Here is an 18,882-nt window from a genome sequence, read left to right as displayed (position 1 = left end):
CTCTAAATTTAAATATTTTGATCGGAGGGGCTATTTGAAATAACTGTTAATTTATTACCCCACCATTGCCATTTGGAGGTGAGTAAATTGGTGTATAAATAGTGAAAAAACCTTCGCTTAACACTTTGTTAGAATGATTTGTGAAGTCTTGAATCATTATTCTATACATATTTCCATCTGGTATAGTATTAGGTAAGTTGATTGTGAAAGACTCTGCTGTGGCAGGGGTCATTTCAGATATGCAATACCACCACCCTGTTTGTGCATTCCAAAGCCATATTTCTATATGTCCCTGGAACCTTGTAGAATCCCATTTTGCTGTAAAAGTTCTTGCACAATTTTCGCCACCATAAGGTTGAACCTCTGTGGTAGATGCTTTTGACATTGTAAAAGAAGAACCTATAATCGAGAATATAAGTAAAACTCTTTTTATTATATGTTTCATATTTTTTAATTAAATTTATTTCTTAAGGTATTTGATTTACTTTTAATAATGTTTTGACTTCATGTTCCACAATATTATTATTACTTCTATTCACTGAACTTGGATTTGCCCCAAACCAGTCGGATTTTGAAAAGATAAAATTGTTAGTTCCTAAAAAGTCTGTCTGGTGGTAAAACCAGGAGAGTATCCATGCTATAAGGGAAACAATAAATCCTATAACGAGATATCCCAGAAGAGTAATAATAACTCCTATTAATGCAAAAAGAATGATTTCCGGATCTCTATCTTTTAATTTCTTCTTAACTTTGTCATCGATTTCAGTTTTCATTATTTTATCCCAAACTTTTTCAAATCCATCACCGTAATTCTTCCATATTCTGATCTGCAAAGATGTATCACTACAAAAATCATCTGTCCCATCAAAGTCGAAAGAAGAGATATCTGCCGTTACTAAATCGGTTCGTGATAATTTGTCTTTTGAAATCATTTTTTTATTATAAACCAATTTGCTTCCTGCTTTTATCTCATCATAACACCACTCTGGTACCTTTCCATCAAGCGCATAACTTGAACCGCTTACTACATCTCTGATTCCAGCATCATACAATGTATATGCTTCTAATGGACCATCTCCTGAAGTTGCTGTTGGTCTTACTGAATGAAGAAATAAATTAACCCCCGGCATCTCTGTTTCTGCATAATACGTCCCTGGGTTCCATATATGTTCTCCACTCAGGTTTGTAATCCCTTCTGTTCTTATTCTAAATTTTTCCATATACGAAATCCCATATTCTGCACCATTACCAATCCTTGGGTTTGATTCAGTTGTTAGTAGTTTTTGCGTTACTCTTTTATCTTCATTAGACCAAGTTAAGTATTGGCTCTTAGGTGTATAAATTACTTTTTGCGAGCCGCTATAACCTATATCAAACCTCAAACTTTCATCCATACAATACAAACGCCACCAATTGGTTTCAGATATAGAACTCTTATTTACAGGTTCATTAAATTGATATTGAATTTCTGTCCCATATCTAACCCAATTAGTTTGAACATTAGGGGTTTCACCAACAGGTGCATAAGTATTCATCTCTATAGCAGTTAAGTATATGTTTATGTCCTCCGGCATTTCACCAGCTTTAGATAATGCATTGAGTATCTTTGTTGAATACCAACTTACATCCCCACCGCTCCAGGGTATAGCATTGTTTTGGTAGAAACCTATTTTTCTGAGCCTGAACTCCTCTCTAAAAATGGCAATAGCACTTTTATCTCTATCTAACACAAACGAAAAAGTAGGAGTTTCTGGGGGTGAGGGGCGCACATACTTTGTCATAGGTGAGCCGTAACTCCAGTGTGAGAAATTAAAACCCTCCTCACGAATATCTTTTACTGCCTCAAGTTCAATTTCTTCGCCACAAGGTAGTTCAATGTAAGCTACTTCTATCCCGCGCCTTATATCATATATCATGTTAGTTACAGATGTATTCTGCTGGTTTGCATAGCCGGAGTAACCTATTAATTCTCTTCTTTCGCCACATTTATGGTAGATCTTTACAGTAACATCCGTCAAATGACCACTACCATCTACCTCTTTTTTATAGCCAATTTCACTAGCTTTTCTATTATTTAAGTAAGTGGTCAAATCAAATTTGCATTTTACTCTGCTAATAAACACTACTACACTATTGCAGTTGGGGGCACGCCCAACTGGAACACTGCTAAGCAAAACTTGAACAGGTGGTGTAAACTGGGTTGGGACACCATTATTCATTATACCCTCAATTTGATAACAAGTTCCAGTTAAATCAATATTGATAGGGATTGATGCAAACGGGTCATCAGTCTCTAATGTAACATTCCCAAAACCTGGTAGGCTATTTACACTTTTACATCCTTCATCAATCAACCACTCAAAACTTAAAGAAGCACAATATTGCTTAGCCTTTGGAAGCCCTGGGTCAATATCAGATGTTACTTCAATAAGATTACCATATTTCCCCTTGTTCTGTATCTTTAGCGTGTTGTCAATCGGAGGGGAACCCGAGCCTATCATTGAGTTTAGGGGTGCATCATTAGTTATCCAACCAAAATGTTCATAATTAGAATCTGGGATTGAGACTAACTGGATTTGCTCATTCGGCGCAATTTTATAATTTCCAGCACCACCTAACAGAGCCAAGCTACTATTAAACACTTTTATCTGCCCGTTGGTTGGTGCTGAAACAACTACTTCAATCGAATCAAATTTTTTATAAACCGCCGTAATTTTTATATCCCTTAATTCACTGCACCCATAAGAAAATTTTACTACTGATTCGGTAGAGTTGTTAATAGCGGGGTTCTCAGGGCAAAGCCATTTTACAAACGAATATACGGAATCATTCTCCGCCGCAGAAAGCGTAACCTGTTCGCCAGAGATAAAATAATTATCCCCTTTTGGAATAGATATCAAACCCCAAATCCTATTGCTATCAGAGCCAGCAGGCGCACTTATATTCATGTTTAATTTGAAAGCATCTTTCTTATGAACGGCATATTCTTTGCGTGTGGTGCTATCGCCGTTTAGATAGTCAGTATAAACTGTCATTGTCAATGATGAGTTTTCTAAAGCTGGCCCAGGTTTGACAAATATGGTATTGCTATCTATACCACCTATCCAAATGGGGACAGTTACATCTGAATAGAAATGATGTGTAATTGAATTTGCATCAATATTTGAACTATCTAATTTCTTAAATTTTACCAAATTGCCTAATGGAGTTGTCAAAGAATTTATTTTCCTGTTGAACACAAGTTTTATACTATCACTGCATTTAATATATCCATTCTGTGGCAATGATGAAAAAAGTAATTTATGAACACTCGGAATAGTTTTAAAACTCACAACATAACCGGAGGCATTAAAATATGTTTGAGGTCCTGTGGTAATTCCACCAGAACCAACCCACAAGTTTTTAATGACCGCCACATACTCCATTGAAGGGATTAGCGGAATTGATGGAGTGAATTTCAATGTCGTGTCATCCACTAAAACATATTTGCCGGGAACTGATAAATACTTATGCAAAGAGTCTGCTAAACTATCTGATAAGATTCTTGGAATTACCTGTAACGTCTGTGGCACAGGGTTTTGGTTTACTGAGTTAGCCAAGTTGGGGTATTGCCAAGTTACCCGGCTTGAATCAATTGCCGTGTGTGTTCTGATTGTTATTGTCGGTAACAATTGAACATTTGTAGCATTGTCCGCGGGTGAGGATATCCAAGCAGGCGGGGACTGTGCATAAGAACCATAAGAAAACTGAATGAGCATTAGCAAAACAATTGCTTTGGCTCTGATGGAAAGATTAATTTTTTTCATTGTAAAAAAATTATTGGTTAAGGGATTTCCCGATATGGTTTTAAAATTAAAACCATTCGGAGCTAATAAATTCAAAACGAATTTGATGTGAAAAATGAAGACAATCGTGGGTTTTTATCGATTGTGATTCGGTAATATTTTTTTCTGTGAACAAAGAACGAACCAACTATTCAATTTCATTTTTACAACGCTACAAACCTAACAAACTATAGATTTCGTGGTATATGGCTGGTGTATAAAAAAATTAAAATTGTTGTGTAATATTTTAAACATTCAGAAGAAATGTTCAAAAATATTATTGTTAAGTTTGACAAAAAAATATTATCACTTTTTAACAACACTTCTAAAAATGAAATTTGTGTATAAAATAAAAGAGCAACGCTTAGAGAAAAGTTATACGCAGGAATTTGTAGCCAAAGAACTTGATGTCTGCCGCACAACTTATGGTAATTTAGAAAATGCAAAGGACTACAGCCTGCTCAAATACATTAGCGAACTTACTAAAATATTCGAATTCCCACAAATCTTTTTTTACAAACTCAACCCCAACTGGCAATCGCATCCCTCCAACCTCTATCAAAGCTGTAAAAAATTCACTCCTTTTACAGACCTTCCAAAAACATAATCAAAGTGACAACAATTCAATTCACTCTCGTCTGTATATCGTTTTTCTTCTATCGAAACATCAAAAGTTAAGGTTATCAATTCTTCGGATTGTGTCAATTCTTGAACATATACTTTTCCTGTTTGCCACACAAATTTGCTGTCATAATCCTCCATATATAATGCTCGGGTAATTTTGTCATGCTTGACGGACAACAATGATCCCAAACCTGTTGGTGTGGTATATGAACTATATGTAATCAAATAATCACTATATAAATCCGCAAAATTTTCCATTAAATTTTCCATTTCTTAACTTGAAAAGTTATTATTAATTCACTTGCAAATGTATTCAATTTTATTCTAATTCTGAGTAAGGTGAGTTATTTATTATGATTTATTATGATTTATTATTATTTATTATTTATTATTATTGTGATAATTAATATTCAATTAATAAATCTAAATCATTTTATGAAACACTTAGTCTTTTTTATTATCTTCCAAATTGTTATTTTACTTTCCAATTCCTTAATTGCTCAAAACATGAATTTACCTGCCCCACCATGTATGCCAAGCTACCGAAGTTTGGTCTATTCAAATTGGTATCAAATGAATACTTTGCCACTTACAAGCGATATGCCGCTTGATGTGATGGCAAGCTATATTGTAGGGGATAGCATTCAAAAAACTGTTTCTGTTGCATGGCTTGATGGTTTTTTCAAGCGTAGGACTTGGGACGATTCCTTAAAACGAGCTATAAGATACGACTACACAATGAATGACTATGACCCTGTTAGATTTTTCTACTACGGAAGAACTGGCTCTTTGAGCATTTATCAAATGGCAAGAGATTATTTACACAACAAAATTTTAGGAGATGTATTAGCCCTTTCTCCAAAACCATATTTAGATTATATGCTTACAAGTTCGGGCATAATAGCTTATGTAAAAACCGAAGAAGTAACAAATGCTTATGACCCTTATGCTGGCTGGGCAAAAAGCGGCAAGGTGCTTACAACCTCAATTATTGACCCGATAAAAGGGAAATTAATACCTGATTGCATTAACACAAACCCACCAGCGAAACCACAACCGAACACACTTTTAACTTCTACAAACAAGCATATTGCCAGTATTGGCTCATGCCTGCAATTTAAGTATGTGAGTGAATGGTTTAGAACTGGGATAAACAGCGATGGAACATATTTAACAGACACCACCTTAGAAGCCCATAAGAACAAAGAGTATGTTGTGTTTTTGGACGTTATAGATTTGTGCCATGAAAACTACTACAACTATTATTCTATTTTTCCACGAAAACAAAGCGATAGGTTTAGGAGTGTGGCTATGTTCCCTGTTCAAAATGGCATGGTAACGCATATAGAGGACTTTGGTTATGGCTCTACTCTATCAGTTACAGAGTTCATTGCAAGGCTTAGAGCAAGAATAAATGAGATGAAAAATTATTAACCACTAACCCAAAAAATAAAATTTTATAATGAGAAATATTTTAAAAGTAATTCTGTTTTTTGCTATATGTGGTTTTGCGAATGCGCAAAATATGCAGACTGACACCTGCCCTAAGAACCCATGTAATAAGCCTACAGGCTGCCCAGATAAAAAATATCCTTATCACTTTGACTGCTTTATTTCAAGTGGTCAGACTATCGTTAATGATTTTGAAACTTGTATATCTAACCCACACGCGTTTATAACACAAAATGGTACAAAAATTATGCCAGCGAGGATTAAACTCCCACTTTGCGCAGAGTTTGATAAGGATACATTGTATAATACAAACAATCCTCAAGAAAAAATGTATGATACTTTTTGCTTATACCCAAAGCACAAAAAGGTAGTTGCGGTGAATGATACTGCTATTGTAAAAGATACCGTTTGCATTTTTGATATAAAGAAAATTCATTGTGATTTAGCTGTGGTGCTTGATGAATGGAATTGCCTGTGTGATAAACAGAATGATAGTTGTAAATGTAAATTAAAAATTAGATTTAGTAACAGACCAGAGGATTTTTTAGGTGAACCATTAAGTAGAGTTCTTGGAATAAATCGAACTAAAGAAGCAGGAATAAATAAAGATGATTCCTGCCGCGGAAGATGCCCAACAGAGACAGGAATATTTATTAACTTTAGTAAAGGGGTTACTGATAGAAGCGATACAGTAAATATATTTTACTATAATGGTGAAAGCAGCGATTCAACCATGCAAAGCAATCTACAAAAATTAAGAAGTGGAATTGGTGGGCAAACAAAAGCAGTTTCGATGAGGGATTTATTAGAGCATGAGTTAGGGCATACTTTATTACGAATGGAATATGTGGACTCAACAGGTAGGGGTACTACGCATTATTACGAAAGAGATTCACTCGGAAATAAGATATTAAGTCGATGTGATTCAACAATTGATGGAATTATGCGGGGTGGAGGAGGAGGTGGAAATGCAAATCGTGAAGGGCTATCACAAGATGATAAATGTATGTTTATGAAGCTATATTGCCAAAGTGGAATAAGTGAGGTGGAGTTTTCAAGCAGTGATGCAAACCGCTCTACAATTATTGCATATCCTAACCCAACAAATTATTCACTTCATATAAAATTTAGAACTAATAGGGCGCAAAACGTAAAGGTATTTTTGATTGATGTAAAAGGGAAGAAAATTGAAGATGATTTGATTAAACAATTTGAAACAGGAGAACAATTATTTACAATTGATGCAAGCAGTTTTAATAATGGCAAATACTTCTGCACTATTGAGCATGATGGAATAACTGAAACTATTTCTTTTGTAATCCAAAAATGAGAAAATTATTTTACACAACAGCTTGTATATGGCTTATTTGCTTGAGTTGCGGATTATCTCAAAATGTGGAGTGGGTGAAATTAATTACAGGTAGTATAAATAACATCGACTTGGGACACATCTTTATAAGCGTTAATGGTGCTATTCTTTTTTCACAGGCTTTTACACCTGATACTTTACTAACTATTGACGACCAAATAATAAATCCAAATAATTATGGGGTAACAGAATTTTTTGTTTCAAACGTAAAAAACAATGGTACTATTGGCAATATAAAAATTCCTCAAAGTCGTAAAAAACATACTCTTAATGGTTTGGTGGTAGATGGTGATATGAACAGTTTTATAATTGGTGAGTATAATAATCTTGCAATATTTGATAGCATTATATTAGATAAGTCAGGTCAAACAAAAGGGTTTGGTATGTTTTTAATGAAACTTGATTCATCATTAAAAGTTAAATGGGCATACCCAATCTCATATTACAATAATGGAAGTTTTGGCACCGCGCAAGGTAAGGCTATAACCATAGATGAAAGTTCTTTATACTTCGCTGGGCTGTGCAGTGGTGGAGTAATAGCAAACAATGATACACTTAACTCTACAGCTTTTATAATTAAATCAGACTTGGAAGGCAATAATAAATGGGTAAAAAAAATTTATGGTAATCTCGGTTCATCGCAATTGTTTAACTACGGTATGCGACTTTCTAATGATAAGAAAAAAGGGTTGTTATTTGCTTCAAATATTTCTTATAAGGGAGCTATTATTATTGATTCTGTAAAACTAATTAGTAAAGAGAATGATATTCTAATTTCATTATTTGATACTTTGGGTAATTTGGTTTGGACAAAAATACTTGGTGGAGAGAAAACAGAAATTATGAGTGATGTGAAACTAATAAATGAAACCGTGTATGTAAGCGGTTTTACAAGTGGTGATATGTATATGAATGGAGAAAGAGTATTTAAAAATTCATCAACTTTTGTAATTGCCTTGAATGCAGGAAATGGTGAAAAAAAATGGATTAAAGACTACGGGAAATATTGTGGATACCCAAACTTGGCAGTTTCTAAAAATAATTTATTTGTTAGTGTAGAATTTTGGGATACTGTCTTATCGAACAGAAAATACATCCCATTTAAGAATGAAAAAGATACTTATTCAGCAGATATTTTAATTGAGCAAATAAATTCAAGTGGTGATGTATTATTTAGTTTTAAAATTGGCAACAAAGGAAGCGAACGGTTCCCAATTGTTGGCTTGGACTCATTAAATCACTTATACTTGATTTGCAACTTTGTTGGAGTGCCAGATATCCTAGGAATTTCTTTTGATGCTCATTACGGCTCATTCTTAGCAAAAATAAAATTGCCTACTTTATCGGTTAATTTAGAAGATAAAAATAATTTACAAGTTTTAGAATCAGAGGAGTTTGTAAAAATTAAAATGCCCGCTAAACCCCATAAATCCTTGCTTAGTTGCTTTAATTCAATTGGAGATAAATTATTTACTAAAGATATTTTACCACTTACAGATTTTATTGAATTGAGCAAATCAACTTTTAATAACGGTAAATACTTCTGCACTATTGAGCATGACGGAATAACTGAAACTATCTCTTTTGTAATTAATAAATGAGAAAATTATTTTACACAACAGCTTCTATATGGCTTATTTACTTGAGTTATGGGTTATCTCAAGAGGTGGAGTGGGTGAAGAAAATTGTAGGTAACGTCCACTTTCTAGATAAACCTTTTATTGAAACTAACAGTAATTCATATTGCTTTGGTTTTAACTTTTTGTCTGATACAATAATTAATATTGATAATAAAATTATTGACCCATTAACTACTCAAAAAGGCTTCTTTGTTTTCAGGTCTAATTTCAGTAATGAACTTATAAAAATTACTCAACCACTTTCCAAAAACAAAATTTTAATCCGTGATATTGCTTTACTTAATCAAGGTTATTCCTTGATAATAGGTGAATACTATGGACTAGCAATCTTCGATTCTGTAATTTTAGATAAATCTGGGAAGTTAGTTGGCAATGGTCTATTTTTAATTAAGTATGATACCACAGGTAAATTAATTTGGTCTTATCCAATAAAATATATAGATTATGGTTCAGCTCAAGGAGAGGCTTTAACTACAGATAAAAATGGTAATATATATGCGGCTGGGCTATGTGGAGGTCGGATAATATTAAATTCAGACACTTTAAGTGGTTGTCGAGGGTTTATTTTATCCACAGATTCGACTGGAAGAACAAATTGGATAAAAAAAATATACGGAAGAATTGATGGTCAGAGCTTTTCCACTAACAATATGGATATAATTAGTGATGACTTGAATCATATTGCATTTGTAAGTAATGTTGCTGAAAGTGGCAAGGTAGGTATTGATACAACAATTTTTACAGCGAGAAATTCTGATATATTCATTGCAATGCTTAATAACTCTGGTAAAGTATTATGGAGTAATTTAATTGGAGGTACATATTTTGATGAAGTTAACGAAGTCAAGTCAAAAAATGGGATTATTTATCTAAGTGGCCATACTACTGGTAACTTGCAATATAGAGGTGAAATTTTGGTAAAAGATAGCAGTTCATTTGTCATGGCTTTAGTAGCTGAAACTGGGAATCTTATGTGGATACAAACATTTGGTAATGCTTCATCTCCATCAATTGCACTTACCAAATTAGGAGAATTAGTAGTATCTTTTTCATTTAATCAACCCATTTCGATATTTAATAAAACTATAGTACCAACACTATCTGAATATTCTACATTTGAGTATTACTCAAGTGATATACTAATTCTGATGTTGGATCATTCAACTGGAAGTATTCTATGGCAAACTTCAATTAATGGGATGGGAAACGAGCGTTATCCGACTATTGCTACCGACTCAGTAAACAATATATACATTATATCTTTTCTTCAAGGAAGAACAGAATTAGGAAATTTTAACTTTAATATTCCTTATGGCGCTTTTTTAGCAAAAATAAAATTGCCTACTTTATCGCTTAAATTAGAAGATAAAAACAATTTGCAAATTTCAGAATCAGAGGAGTTTATTAAAATCAGGATGTCTGCTAAGCCGCATAAATCCTTGCTTAGTTGCTTTAATTCAATTGGAGAAAAATTATTTACTAAAGATATTTTACCACTTACAGAGTTTGTTGAATTAGACAAATCAACTTTTACTAACGGTAAATACTTCTGCACTATTGAGCATGACGGAATAACTGAAACTATCTCTTTTGTAATTAATAAATGAGAAAATTATTTTACACAACAGCTTGTATATGGCTTATTTGCTTGAGTTACGGATTATCTCAAAATGTGGAGTGGGTGAAGAAAATTCATGTAAATACTCATATCTTAGATATTTCTCAAATACAAGTTTCAGGTAACGGAAATTTATGTATTGGGCAAATGTATGTTTCAGATACAACAATGAAAATCGATGAAAATATCTTTGCTCCTGTTATGCATAATAAAACAGAATTTTACTTGGCAACTTTAAATTCTAATGGCGAAATTTTAAAAATCATTCAGCCACTTGGAAAGGAGCGTAGAAGCATACATGATTTGGCAATTGATAAATATGGGAACTATGTTATTTGTGGTGGTGCTTCTGGTAGAGCCATTTTTGATACGATTGTCTTAGAGCAAAACTCTATGTTTGCTTTGAAATATAATTATGAAGGCAAATTACTTTCTTCTTACAATAGTAGACCTTATTTACAATATAGCGGTGCGGAAATCATGTCTATTGATGTTAATAATTTCGATAATTCTACTTATTTTTCCGGGGCTTTTAGTCGGTGGTTGATTTTAGATAATAATGATACTTTAAAAAATGATGAACTATTTTATGGTGGAGGATATTTAATCAAAGTAGATTCAAATAATAAATTACTTTGGTCAAAGAAAATTAGAGCGAGAATTGATTGGAAACCTGTTTTCTATTACGAAAATGCTATTGTTTCAGATTCAACTGGAATTTTATTTGGTGCGAATATCCATGAAAATTTTGACTATACTTTTGACACCAGATATTACAAGGGAGTAATATGTTACCGTTACCATCATAGCTATAATCGTTACCATAATTACCCATCCATAACTTAAATTCAAATACATAAACATAAACTTTGAACCAAAACAATTCAACTACTATTAAACCATTTTTAGTGGTTTCCAATGCTGAAAAAGCTATTGAATTTTATACTATTAATTTTGGTGCTGTTGTGTGCATTAAGCATAAAATTGGTACTAATAAATTGATTTGTCAAATTGCCATTGAAGGGGCTGAATTCTGGGTTGGTGACAATGATAATGATACAGATGTTTCACCTAAAGTTGCTTCATTAAGTAGCATTGTAAGGTTAGTTTTAAACACAAAAAATGCTGATTCCCTTTTCAATAATGCCATCAAGAATGGTGCTACTCTACTTTGCCCAATGACTACTGAAAATGTATGGAGAATTGGAAGATTAATAGACCCTTTCGGGCATGTTTGGGAAATAGGTTATATTTTTTAACTAAACTTATGTTTCTTGATTTAATTATACTGAAATTTAGAAACAAACAATCCCAACTAATTACTTAATTGGGACTGCCTTAAATGTTTTCACTACGGAATAATCCTTATTGTGATTTGCTTCGGTACAAATATACTAAATTTGTAATGTTAATTTCATTTTTTCAAATAATTTCTTAAATATAATTTTTAACCTTTTTAAAATTCATTATGAATACAATTCTTGGTTTAGATATTGGAGTAGGTTCAGTTGGGTTTGCTTTAATTGAACTAATCGAAAACGATGAACCGAAAATTATTACAACTGGTGTAAGAATTATAACTCAAGACCCTAACTTTCATGGCAATTTCATTTCTGGGAAAACTGCAAGTAAAAATGAAGCCAGGCAAAGTAGCAGGTCTGCAAGGCGAAATTTACAGCGTTACAAATTAAGAAGATCTAAATTGAAAGATGTTCTTTTAAAACTAAATATGTACCCTAATAATGAGTTATTAAAAAATACTTCAAAATTAGAGCTTTTTACTTTAAGAAAAAAAGGATTAAGTCAAAAATTAACTTTACAAGAAATTGGAAGAATATTTTTAATGTTAAATGCTAAAAGAGGATTCTTAAGTAATCGTAAATCTGAAGCACCAGAAGAGAGTAAAAGTGAATATTTAATTAAAATTAATCAACTTAAAAAGGAAGTTCAAGATAAAACGATTGGAGAATATTTCTATAATAAAATATTAGATAATCCTGATTATCAAATCAAACAAAATATTTTTCCTAGAGCAGAATATATTAATGAGTTTGATACTATTTGGAACAAACAAAAAGAATTTTACCCAGATATTTTAACTGGTGGTTTGCATAAAAAAAATGCAAATACTTTATATAGAAAAATAAAAGAAGAAATTATTTATTTTCAAAGACCATTAAAAAGTGCTAAACATTTAGTTGGGAATTGTACTTTTGAAGCTCCAAGAAAAACAACGCCTAAGTCTTCACCTTATTTTCAATTATTTAGAATTTATCAACAGTTAAATAATATTGAACTTACTAATCTAGATAATTCTAAAAGGAATTTAACTTCTGAAGAAAGAATTATAATTTTTAATGCTTTACATAATCCTGATGAATTGGATAAAACTGGGAACTTAACTTCATCAAATTTATTCAAACTTTTAAAATTAAATAAAAATTTATTTACTATTAATTACCCTAAAATTGAAGGGAATAAAACTCTTATAATTTTATATAAAGCATTGGTAAAAGCTGGTGTAAAAAAACCAGAACAATATTTACAATTCGATCCATTTATTGAAGAAGAAAAAAATGGTTTGTATCAGCTGTGGCACATTACTTATAGCCTACAAACAGATGAAGAAATTTGCAATTCTTTAATTAAACATTTTAAATTTAGTGCTGATGAAAGTAAGATAATTGCTGAGAGTATTAAATTTACTTCAGATTATGGAAGCCTAAGTAGTAAAGCAATTAAAAAACTTTTGCCATTTTTAAATGAAGGTTTGCACTATGATAAAGCATGCTTGCAAGTTGGTTATAACCATACTCCTGAAGTAAACAAAGAGGTTATTGATTTGTTAGATTTTATGCCAAATATAAAGCCTAATGAATTAAGAAACCCTGTGGTTGAACAAATTTTGAATCAAACTGCAAATGTTGTAAATGCAATTATTAAAAAATATGGTCATCCTGCCGAGATTAGAGTAGAGCTTGCTCGTGAGCTGAAAAATAATGCTAAAAAAAGAGCATATATAGATAAATCTAACAGAGAATTAGAGTCAGAAAACAGTAAAATAAAATCTATATTAATTAATGACCATAACTTTAAAAGAGTGAATAGCAGAGATTTAAAACGTTACAGACTTTGGGTTGAAACTGATAAAAAATGCTTGTACTCTGGGAACAATATTCCATTTGTAGATGTGTATAATGGTAAAGCTGAAATTGAACATATTCTACCTAAGTCAAGAGCTTTTAGCAATGCTATGAGCAACTTGATTTTAGCTTACATGGACGAAAACAGAGTCAAAAATCAAATGACTGCTTTTGATTATATGTCAACTAAAAATGATACTGAAATAGTTAGATTTAAAAACGAAACTAAAAGACTTTTTTATGATAATAAAATTAGCAAAACAAAATTAGATAATCTTTTATGTGAAGGAGAAAATATTCCAGATGATTTTGTTGCAAGGCAACTTAAAGACACACAATACATTTCTGTTGAAGTTGTTAATAGATTAAAACAAATTTGCGGTTCTGTAAAAACTACTACTGGTTCTGTTACTGATTTTCTAAAAGATAGATGGAAACTTAATGATTTGCTAAATGAAATTAATTTTGAAGATTATAAAAGAGTAAGTTTAACTGAAATTATTGAAGTTAAAGATAAAGTTCAAGTTACTCACAATAAAGAAGTTATTAAAGACTTTACAAAAAGAAGTGACCAAAGGCATCATGCTGTTGATGCTTTAATTGTTGCTTTAACTACTGATTCTCATATCTTTAGGCTCAATAATTTAAACAAAGATTATGCAACATATAAAGATTTAAAAGAATCAAGTTATAATATTACTGAACCAATTAGAAATTTAAGATACAGAGCTAAAGAATTTTTAGAATCTATTTTAGTCTCTTATAAAAAGCCTTCAAGCAAGGTAATGAGCCGTAAAGTGAATAGATTCAAAACTAAAAATGGGACTAAAGAACAAATTACTTGGTCTCCTCGTGGAAGTCTGCATGAAGAAACTATTTTAGGACAGATTAAACAATATAAAGTTGTTAAAATTAAAGAGGCTTTTAATGAGCCTGATAAAATTGTTTCTGATTTACTCAAAAAATCTGTTAACTCAATTCTTGATGATAACAATTCAAACCCATCTTTAGCAATTAAATCTTTAAAGAAAAAACCCATTATAATTAATGGAATTGAAATTGAAACCGCTGTTATGTGGAATTACTTATACACAAAAAAGATAGGCTTGAACGATTCTATTACTCCACCCCAAGTTGAAAAAATAATTGATAAAAAAATTCAAAGGTTAGTAAGAGAAAGGATAAAAAATTCTGGTGGAAATATTAAAGCTGCGTTTAAGGATTATGCAAACAATTTGATTTATATTGACAAAGCAAAAAAATTGCCAGTTAAAAGAGTTAGGGTTGAAGATAATGGAAGTTTGATTCAATTAAAAAGAAGTGAAGGGTTTGGTTACGCTTACACTAAGGGGAACCACCATTCAATAATATACTCTGATAATGATGGGAACTTTGCTGAGAAAGTTGTTTCTTTTTTTGAGGCAACTCAAAATTGTTTGTCTAACTTGCACACAACTGGAACAATTTACCCAATTATAGATAAAAAGGATTTGACTGAAGATTTAAAATATAAATATTCGTTGCAAAAGAATGACTTGGTTTTAATTGGCTTAAACCCATTTGAATTAGACCTAAATGACTTTAGCAACAGAAAAATTATTGCTAAACATTTGTTTAGAGTACAAAAAATGAGTAAGGGACAATATGTTTTTAGGCATCAATTTCAAACAACTATTGATATTAATGTTGATTTTTCAATGAAAAGTATAAGTAGTTTAAAATATTTTCAAGATGTTTATAAAATTAAACTAAATCATTTGGGTGATATAATTAAAATTGGGGATTAATATTATTTAAATCAATTACATTATTTATAGGGGTGAAATTATTTTCATTCCTATTTTTTTTTAACAACAGAAACTAAAAATTACAATTTTTTTGCTAAAAGAATTGAATTATAGAATTAGATTAGTTTGTTTAAAAAATTGCAATGATTAAACGAGTAATTTATATTGGGAACCCAGCACTGCTCAAAACAAAAGATGAACAGCTTTTAATTGAATTTACAAGTGGAGAAAATAAAGGGGAAACAAAAGTGATTCCAATTGAAGATATTGGTTTGGTTGAAATTGACCATTACCAAGTAATGATTTCGCATGGGGCAATGAACAGATTAATTGAAAACAATACTCTCGTTTTAATTTGCAATAGTAAGCATATTCCATCTGGGCTTATGCTCCCATTTGAGGGGCATACAACTTTTTCTGAAACGCTTAGATCTCAAGTTTCAGCCACAGAGCCACTCACCAAGCAACTTTGGCAACAAACAGTAAAATCAAAGATATTTAATCAAGCAAAATCATTGGAATATGCAGGGGAAAATTCTAATGCACTTAAGGAATTGTTAAAAGAAGTTAAAAGCGGTGATACAACTAACACCGAAGGAAGAGCAGCAAATATTTATTGGAGAAAATTTTTTGGCAATGATTCTGATTTTAAAAGAAGAAGGTTTGGAAGCCCTCCTAATCATTTATTAAATTATGGTTATGCAATTCTGCGTTCAGTTATTGCACGTTCAATTGTTGGCTCTGGCTTGCTTCCAGCTTTAGGAATACACCATAAAAATAAATATAACCCTATGTGCTTGGCAGATGATATAATGGAACCATACAGGCCCTATGTTGACAAATTAGTGTTAGATATTGTTACTGAATTTGATGGTGATATACCTGCTGAATTAGATAAAAACTTGAAATCAAAATTATTAATTATTCCAGTTATGGATATTGAAATCAACAATGAAAAAAGTCCTTTGTTAATTGCAACAAATAAAACAACTTCAAGTTTGGCAAAATGCTTTTTGGGTAAAACTAGAAAATTAGTATATCCTCAATTTCATTATTAACATTTTTACTTATTTGAAAAACGACCAATCACAACGATTAAGCCTTTATAGAATTATGTGGGTATTTGTATTTTTTGATTTGCCAACTGAAACAAAACAAAATAGGAAAAACTATACTAATTTTAGGAAGGCATTACTGAAAGATGGATTTGCAATGGTTCAATTTTCTATTTATTCAAGGCACTGCGGAAGCTATGAAAATTCAATAGTTCATGTAAATAGAGTTAAATCTAATTTGCCACCAGCAGGTGAAGTAATGATTTTTAGAATTACAGATAAGCAATTTTCAGATATGGAATTTTTTGCTGGAAGAGAAGAAGTTGATTGCCCTGATATACCACAACAATTAGAAATGTTTTAAATAGGATTGAAAAAATTGATTACTAGCGAACTTATTTTCAGTATAATCATCATTTTTTTGTTTAAAAAAACGCCGAAACCCACGGTTTAATGCGGTTTTCGGCGCAAGTAAGATATTAAAAATATCACTTTGAAAGCAAATCACAACGCTATAATATTATTCTTAATAATATTATCTGATATTAAAAATATCACTTTGAAAGCAAATCACAACCCATCGACAATAAATGTAAATACAAATCAGATATTAAAAATATCACTTTGAAAGCAAATCACAACTTGCAGTTATAGTATTCAGGAATAAAAATATGATATTAAAAATATCACTTTGAAAGCAAATCACAACGAAAAAGAACTTTATTGCCTTATAAACAAAGATATTAAAAATATCACTTTGAAAGCAAATCACAACAATAATTGAATGCAATTTTTTAATATTAAAAATATCACTTTGAAAGCAAATAAATATTAAAAAATATCACTTTGAAAGCAAATCACAACAAAAGGCATTAATAATGCTTTAATCGATATTAAAAATATCACTTTGAAAGCAAATCACAACAGACGCTCGAAGAATAATTAATGGAACTGATATTAAAAATATCACTTTGAAAGCAAATCACAACTCGATTACTTGAGTTGTCGCAACATCGCCAGATATTAAAAATATCACTTTGAAAGCAAATCACAACCGTTTAGTAGTTTTAATCTGATTCTCTAAGATATTAAAAATATCACTTTGAAAGCAAATCACAACAACGAATTTATAGGCGTTAATTCGCCATCAGATATTAAAAATATCACTTTGAAAGCAAATCACAACTGTGAAATATCTGCTAGATTTACGATTTAGATATTAAAAATATCACTTTGAAAGCAAATCACAACTAAAATGCGTAACTTTTCGCCAACCTTTTAAAGATATTAAAAATATCACTTTGAAAGCAAATCACAACAATATATTGATGTTATTCTTAAACTAATTGGATATTAAAAATATCACTTTGAAAGCAAATCACAACACTGAATACCTACCTTCAAATTGTTTCTCTGATATTAAAAATATCACTTTGAAAGCAAATCACAACCGGTATCGTTTAAACTTATATTTTGCGAGGATATTAAAAATATCACTTTGAAAGCAAATCACAACTAGTGAGTAAATACTCTTTGAAATCATTACGATATTAAAAATATCACTTTGAAAGCAAATCACAACACAACTTTCATCAAATTAGATAAAATTGAAGATATTAAAAATATCACTTTGAAAGCAAATCACAACCATTTGTCTCGTGGACAGTTTTCGTTAATAGATATTAAAAATATCACTTTGAAAGCAAATCACAACTTGTTACGTCTGTAGTTGTTTCATTCATTTGATATTAAAAATATCACTTTGAAAGCAAATCACAACAGTTGTTCAATTGTATTCTCAATATTTTTAGATATTAAAAATATCACTTTGAAAGCAAATCACAACGGCGAGTGAAGTTGATTCTCCCTGCAAATGGATATTAAAAATATCACTTTGAAAGCAAATCACAACTTCTTAAATTAATTGAAGACGGAAAGATGGATATTAAAAATATCACTTTGAAAGCAAATCACAACGTACAAATCAAACTTACATCGGCGGAGGTTGATATTAAAAATATCACTTTGAAAGCAAATCACAACCAAGTGGGGCTGCAATTCAAAATGACAGCTGATATTAAAAAATATCACTTTGAAAGCAAATCACAACACACGTCCTTAAGTATATTTTTTACAAATGAGATATTAAAAATATCACTTTGAAAGCAAATCACAACTTCTTCTTTCTTTCTTAAATGTTTATATATGATATTAAAAATATCACTTTGAAAGCAAATCACAACATGATATGCTCGCAACTTTTAGCGAAAGTTGATATTAAAAATATCACTTTGAAAGCAAATCACAACTAGTTGTATTGTTAATCCCATTTACTATTTGATATTAAAAATATCACTTTGAAAGCAAATC

The 18,882-nt window shown here is 31.1% G+C and carries 13 protein-coding genes and 1 CRISPR repeat array (1 of these 14 only partly in view); of the genes, 10 read left to right on the top strand and 3 right to left on the bottom strand.

Annotated features, from left to right (window positions below; genetic code table 11):
• Positions 1-46 precede the first annotated feature (46 nt).
• Both IPP08_03450 and IPP08_03445 read right to left on the bottom strand, forming a co-directional pair.
• Positions 47-445 carry a hypothetical protein gene (locus tag IPP08_03450; GenBank protein ID QQS67239.1) on the bottom strand — a complete coding sequence of 133 codons (399 nt, stop codon included), beginning with the start codon at positions 443-445 and terminating at the stop codon, positions 47-49.
• 22 nt (positions 446-467) lie between these two features.
• Positions 468-3,758 carry a hypothetical protein gene (locus IPP08_03445; protein ID QQS67238.1) on the bottom strand — a complete coding sequence of 1,097 codons (3,291 nt, stop codon included), beginning with the start codon at positions 3,756-3,758 and terminating at the stop codon, positions 468-470.
• A 346-nt stretch (positions 3,759-4,104) separates the two neighbouring features.
• Here IPP08_03445 and IPP08_03440 point away from each other — a divergent pair, with 346 nt between their 5' ends.
• Positions 4,105-4,431, top strand: coding sequence for a helix-turn-helix domain-containing protein (locus tag IPP08_03440; protein ID QQS67237.1), 327 nt, complete (start codon positions 4,105-4,107; stop codon positions 4,429-4,431).
• Here IPP08_03440 and IPP08_03435 read toward each other — a convergent pair.
• Positions 4,383-4,586 carry a hypothetical protein gene (locus IPP08_03435; protein ID QQS67897.1) on the bottom strand — a complete coding sequence of 68 codons (204 nt, stop codon included), beginning with the start codon at positions 4,584-4,586 and terminating at the stop codon, positions 4,383-4,385. The two genes, IPP08_03440 and IPP08_03435, sit on opposite strands and share 49 nt — an antisense overlap.
• A gap of 297 nt (positions 4,587-4,883) precedes the next feature.
• On the opposite strand from IPP08_03435, the gene IPP08_03430 reads away from it, so the two are divergent.
• From IPP08_03430 to cas2, 9 genes are all read left to right on the top strand, one after another.
• Positions 4,884-5,882, top strand: a complete 999-nt coding sequence (locus IPP08_03430; protein QQS67236.1) for a hypothetical protein — start codon at positions 4,884-4,886, stop codon at positions 5,880-5,882.
• Between the two features lie 28 nt (positions 5,883-5,910).
• The gene (locus tag IPP08_03425) at positions 5,911-7,230 is read left to right on the top strand and encodes a T9SS type A sorting domain-containing protein (protein ID QQS67235.1); all 1,320 of its coding nucleotides are present in this window, start codon (positions 5,911-5,913) and stop codon (positions 7,228-7,230) included.
• Entirely contained in the window at positions 7,227-8,870 is a 1,644-nt protein-coding gene (locus IPP08_03420; protein ID QQS67234.1) for a hypothetical protein, read from the top strand. The genes IPP08_03425 and IPP08_03420 overlap by 4 nt, the downstream gene beginning before the upstream one ends.
• Positions 8,867-10,516 (top strand): PQQ-like beta-propeller repeat protein, encoded by a 1,650-nt coding sequence (locus IPP08_03415; protein ID QQS67233.1) that lies wholly within the window; start codon positions 8,867-8,869, stop codon positions 10,514-10,516. Before IPP08_03420 ends, IPP08_03415 begins: the two co-directional genes overlap by 4 nt.
• Complete coding sequence (locus tag IPP08_03410; GenBank protein QQS67232.1) at positions 10,513-11,373, top strand: hypothetical protein; 861 nt, start codon at positions 10,513-10,515, stop codon at positions 11,371-11,373. Before IPP08_03415 ends, IPP08_03410 begins: the two co-directional genes overlap by 4 nt.
• Positions 11,374-11,396: 23 nt before the next feature.
• Positions 11,397-11,786 (top strand): VOC family protein, encoded by a 390-nt coding sequence (locus tag IPP08_03405; GenBank protein QQS67231.1) that lies wholly within the window; start codon positions 11,397-11,399, stop codon positions 11,784-11,786.
• Between the two features lie 209 nt (positions 11,787-11,995).
• Positions 11,996-15,457, top strand: coding sequence for a type II CRISPR RNA-guided endonuclease Cas9 (gene cas9 / locus IPP08_03400; protein ID QQS67230.1), 3,462 nt, complete (start codon positions 11,996-11,998; stop codon positions 15,455-15,457).
• 143 nt (positions 15,458-15,600) lie between these two features.
• Positions 15,601-16,515, top strand: a complete 915-nt coding sequence (gene cas1 / locus IPP08_03395) for a type II CRISPR-associated endonuclease Cas1 (GenBank protein QQS67229.1) — start codon at positions 15,601-15,603, stop codon at positions 16,513-16,515.
• A 55-nt stretch (positions 16,516-16,570) separates the two neighbouring features.
• Positions 16,571-16,876 carry a CRISPR-associated endonuclease Cas2 gene (gene cas2 / locus IPP08_03390; protein ID QQS67826.1) on the top strand — a complete coding sequence of 102 codons (306 nt, stop codon included), beginning with the start codon at positions 16,571-16,573 and terminating at the stop codon, positions 16,874-16,876.
• Positions 16,877-16,987: 111 nt separating this feature from the next.
• Positions 16,988-18,882: direct repeats of the CRISPR family, unit length 36 nt; unit sequence GATATTAAAAATATCACTTTGAAAGCAAATCACAAC (it continues 3,041 nt past the right edge of the window).

Source organism: Chlorobiota bacterium, assembly GCA_016700335.1.
Classification (GTDB): Bacteria; Bacteroidota; Ignavibacteria; order OLB7; family OLB7.
This window is presented reverse-complemented; position numbering and strand designations above follow the sequence as displayed.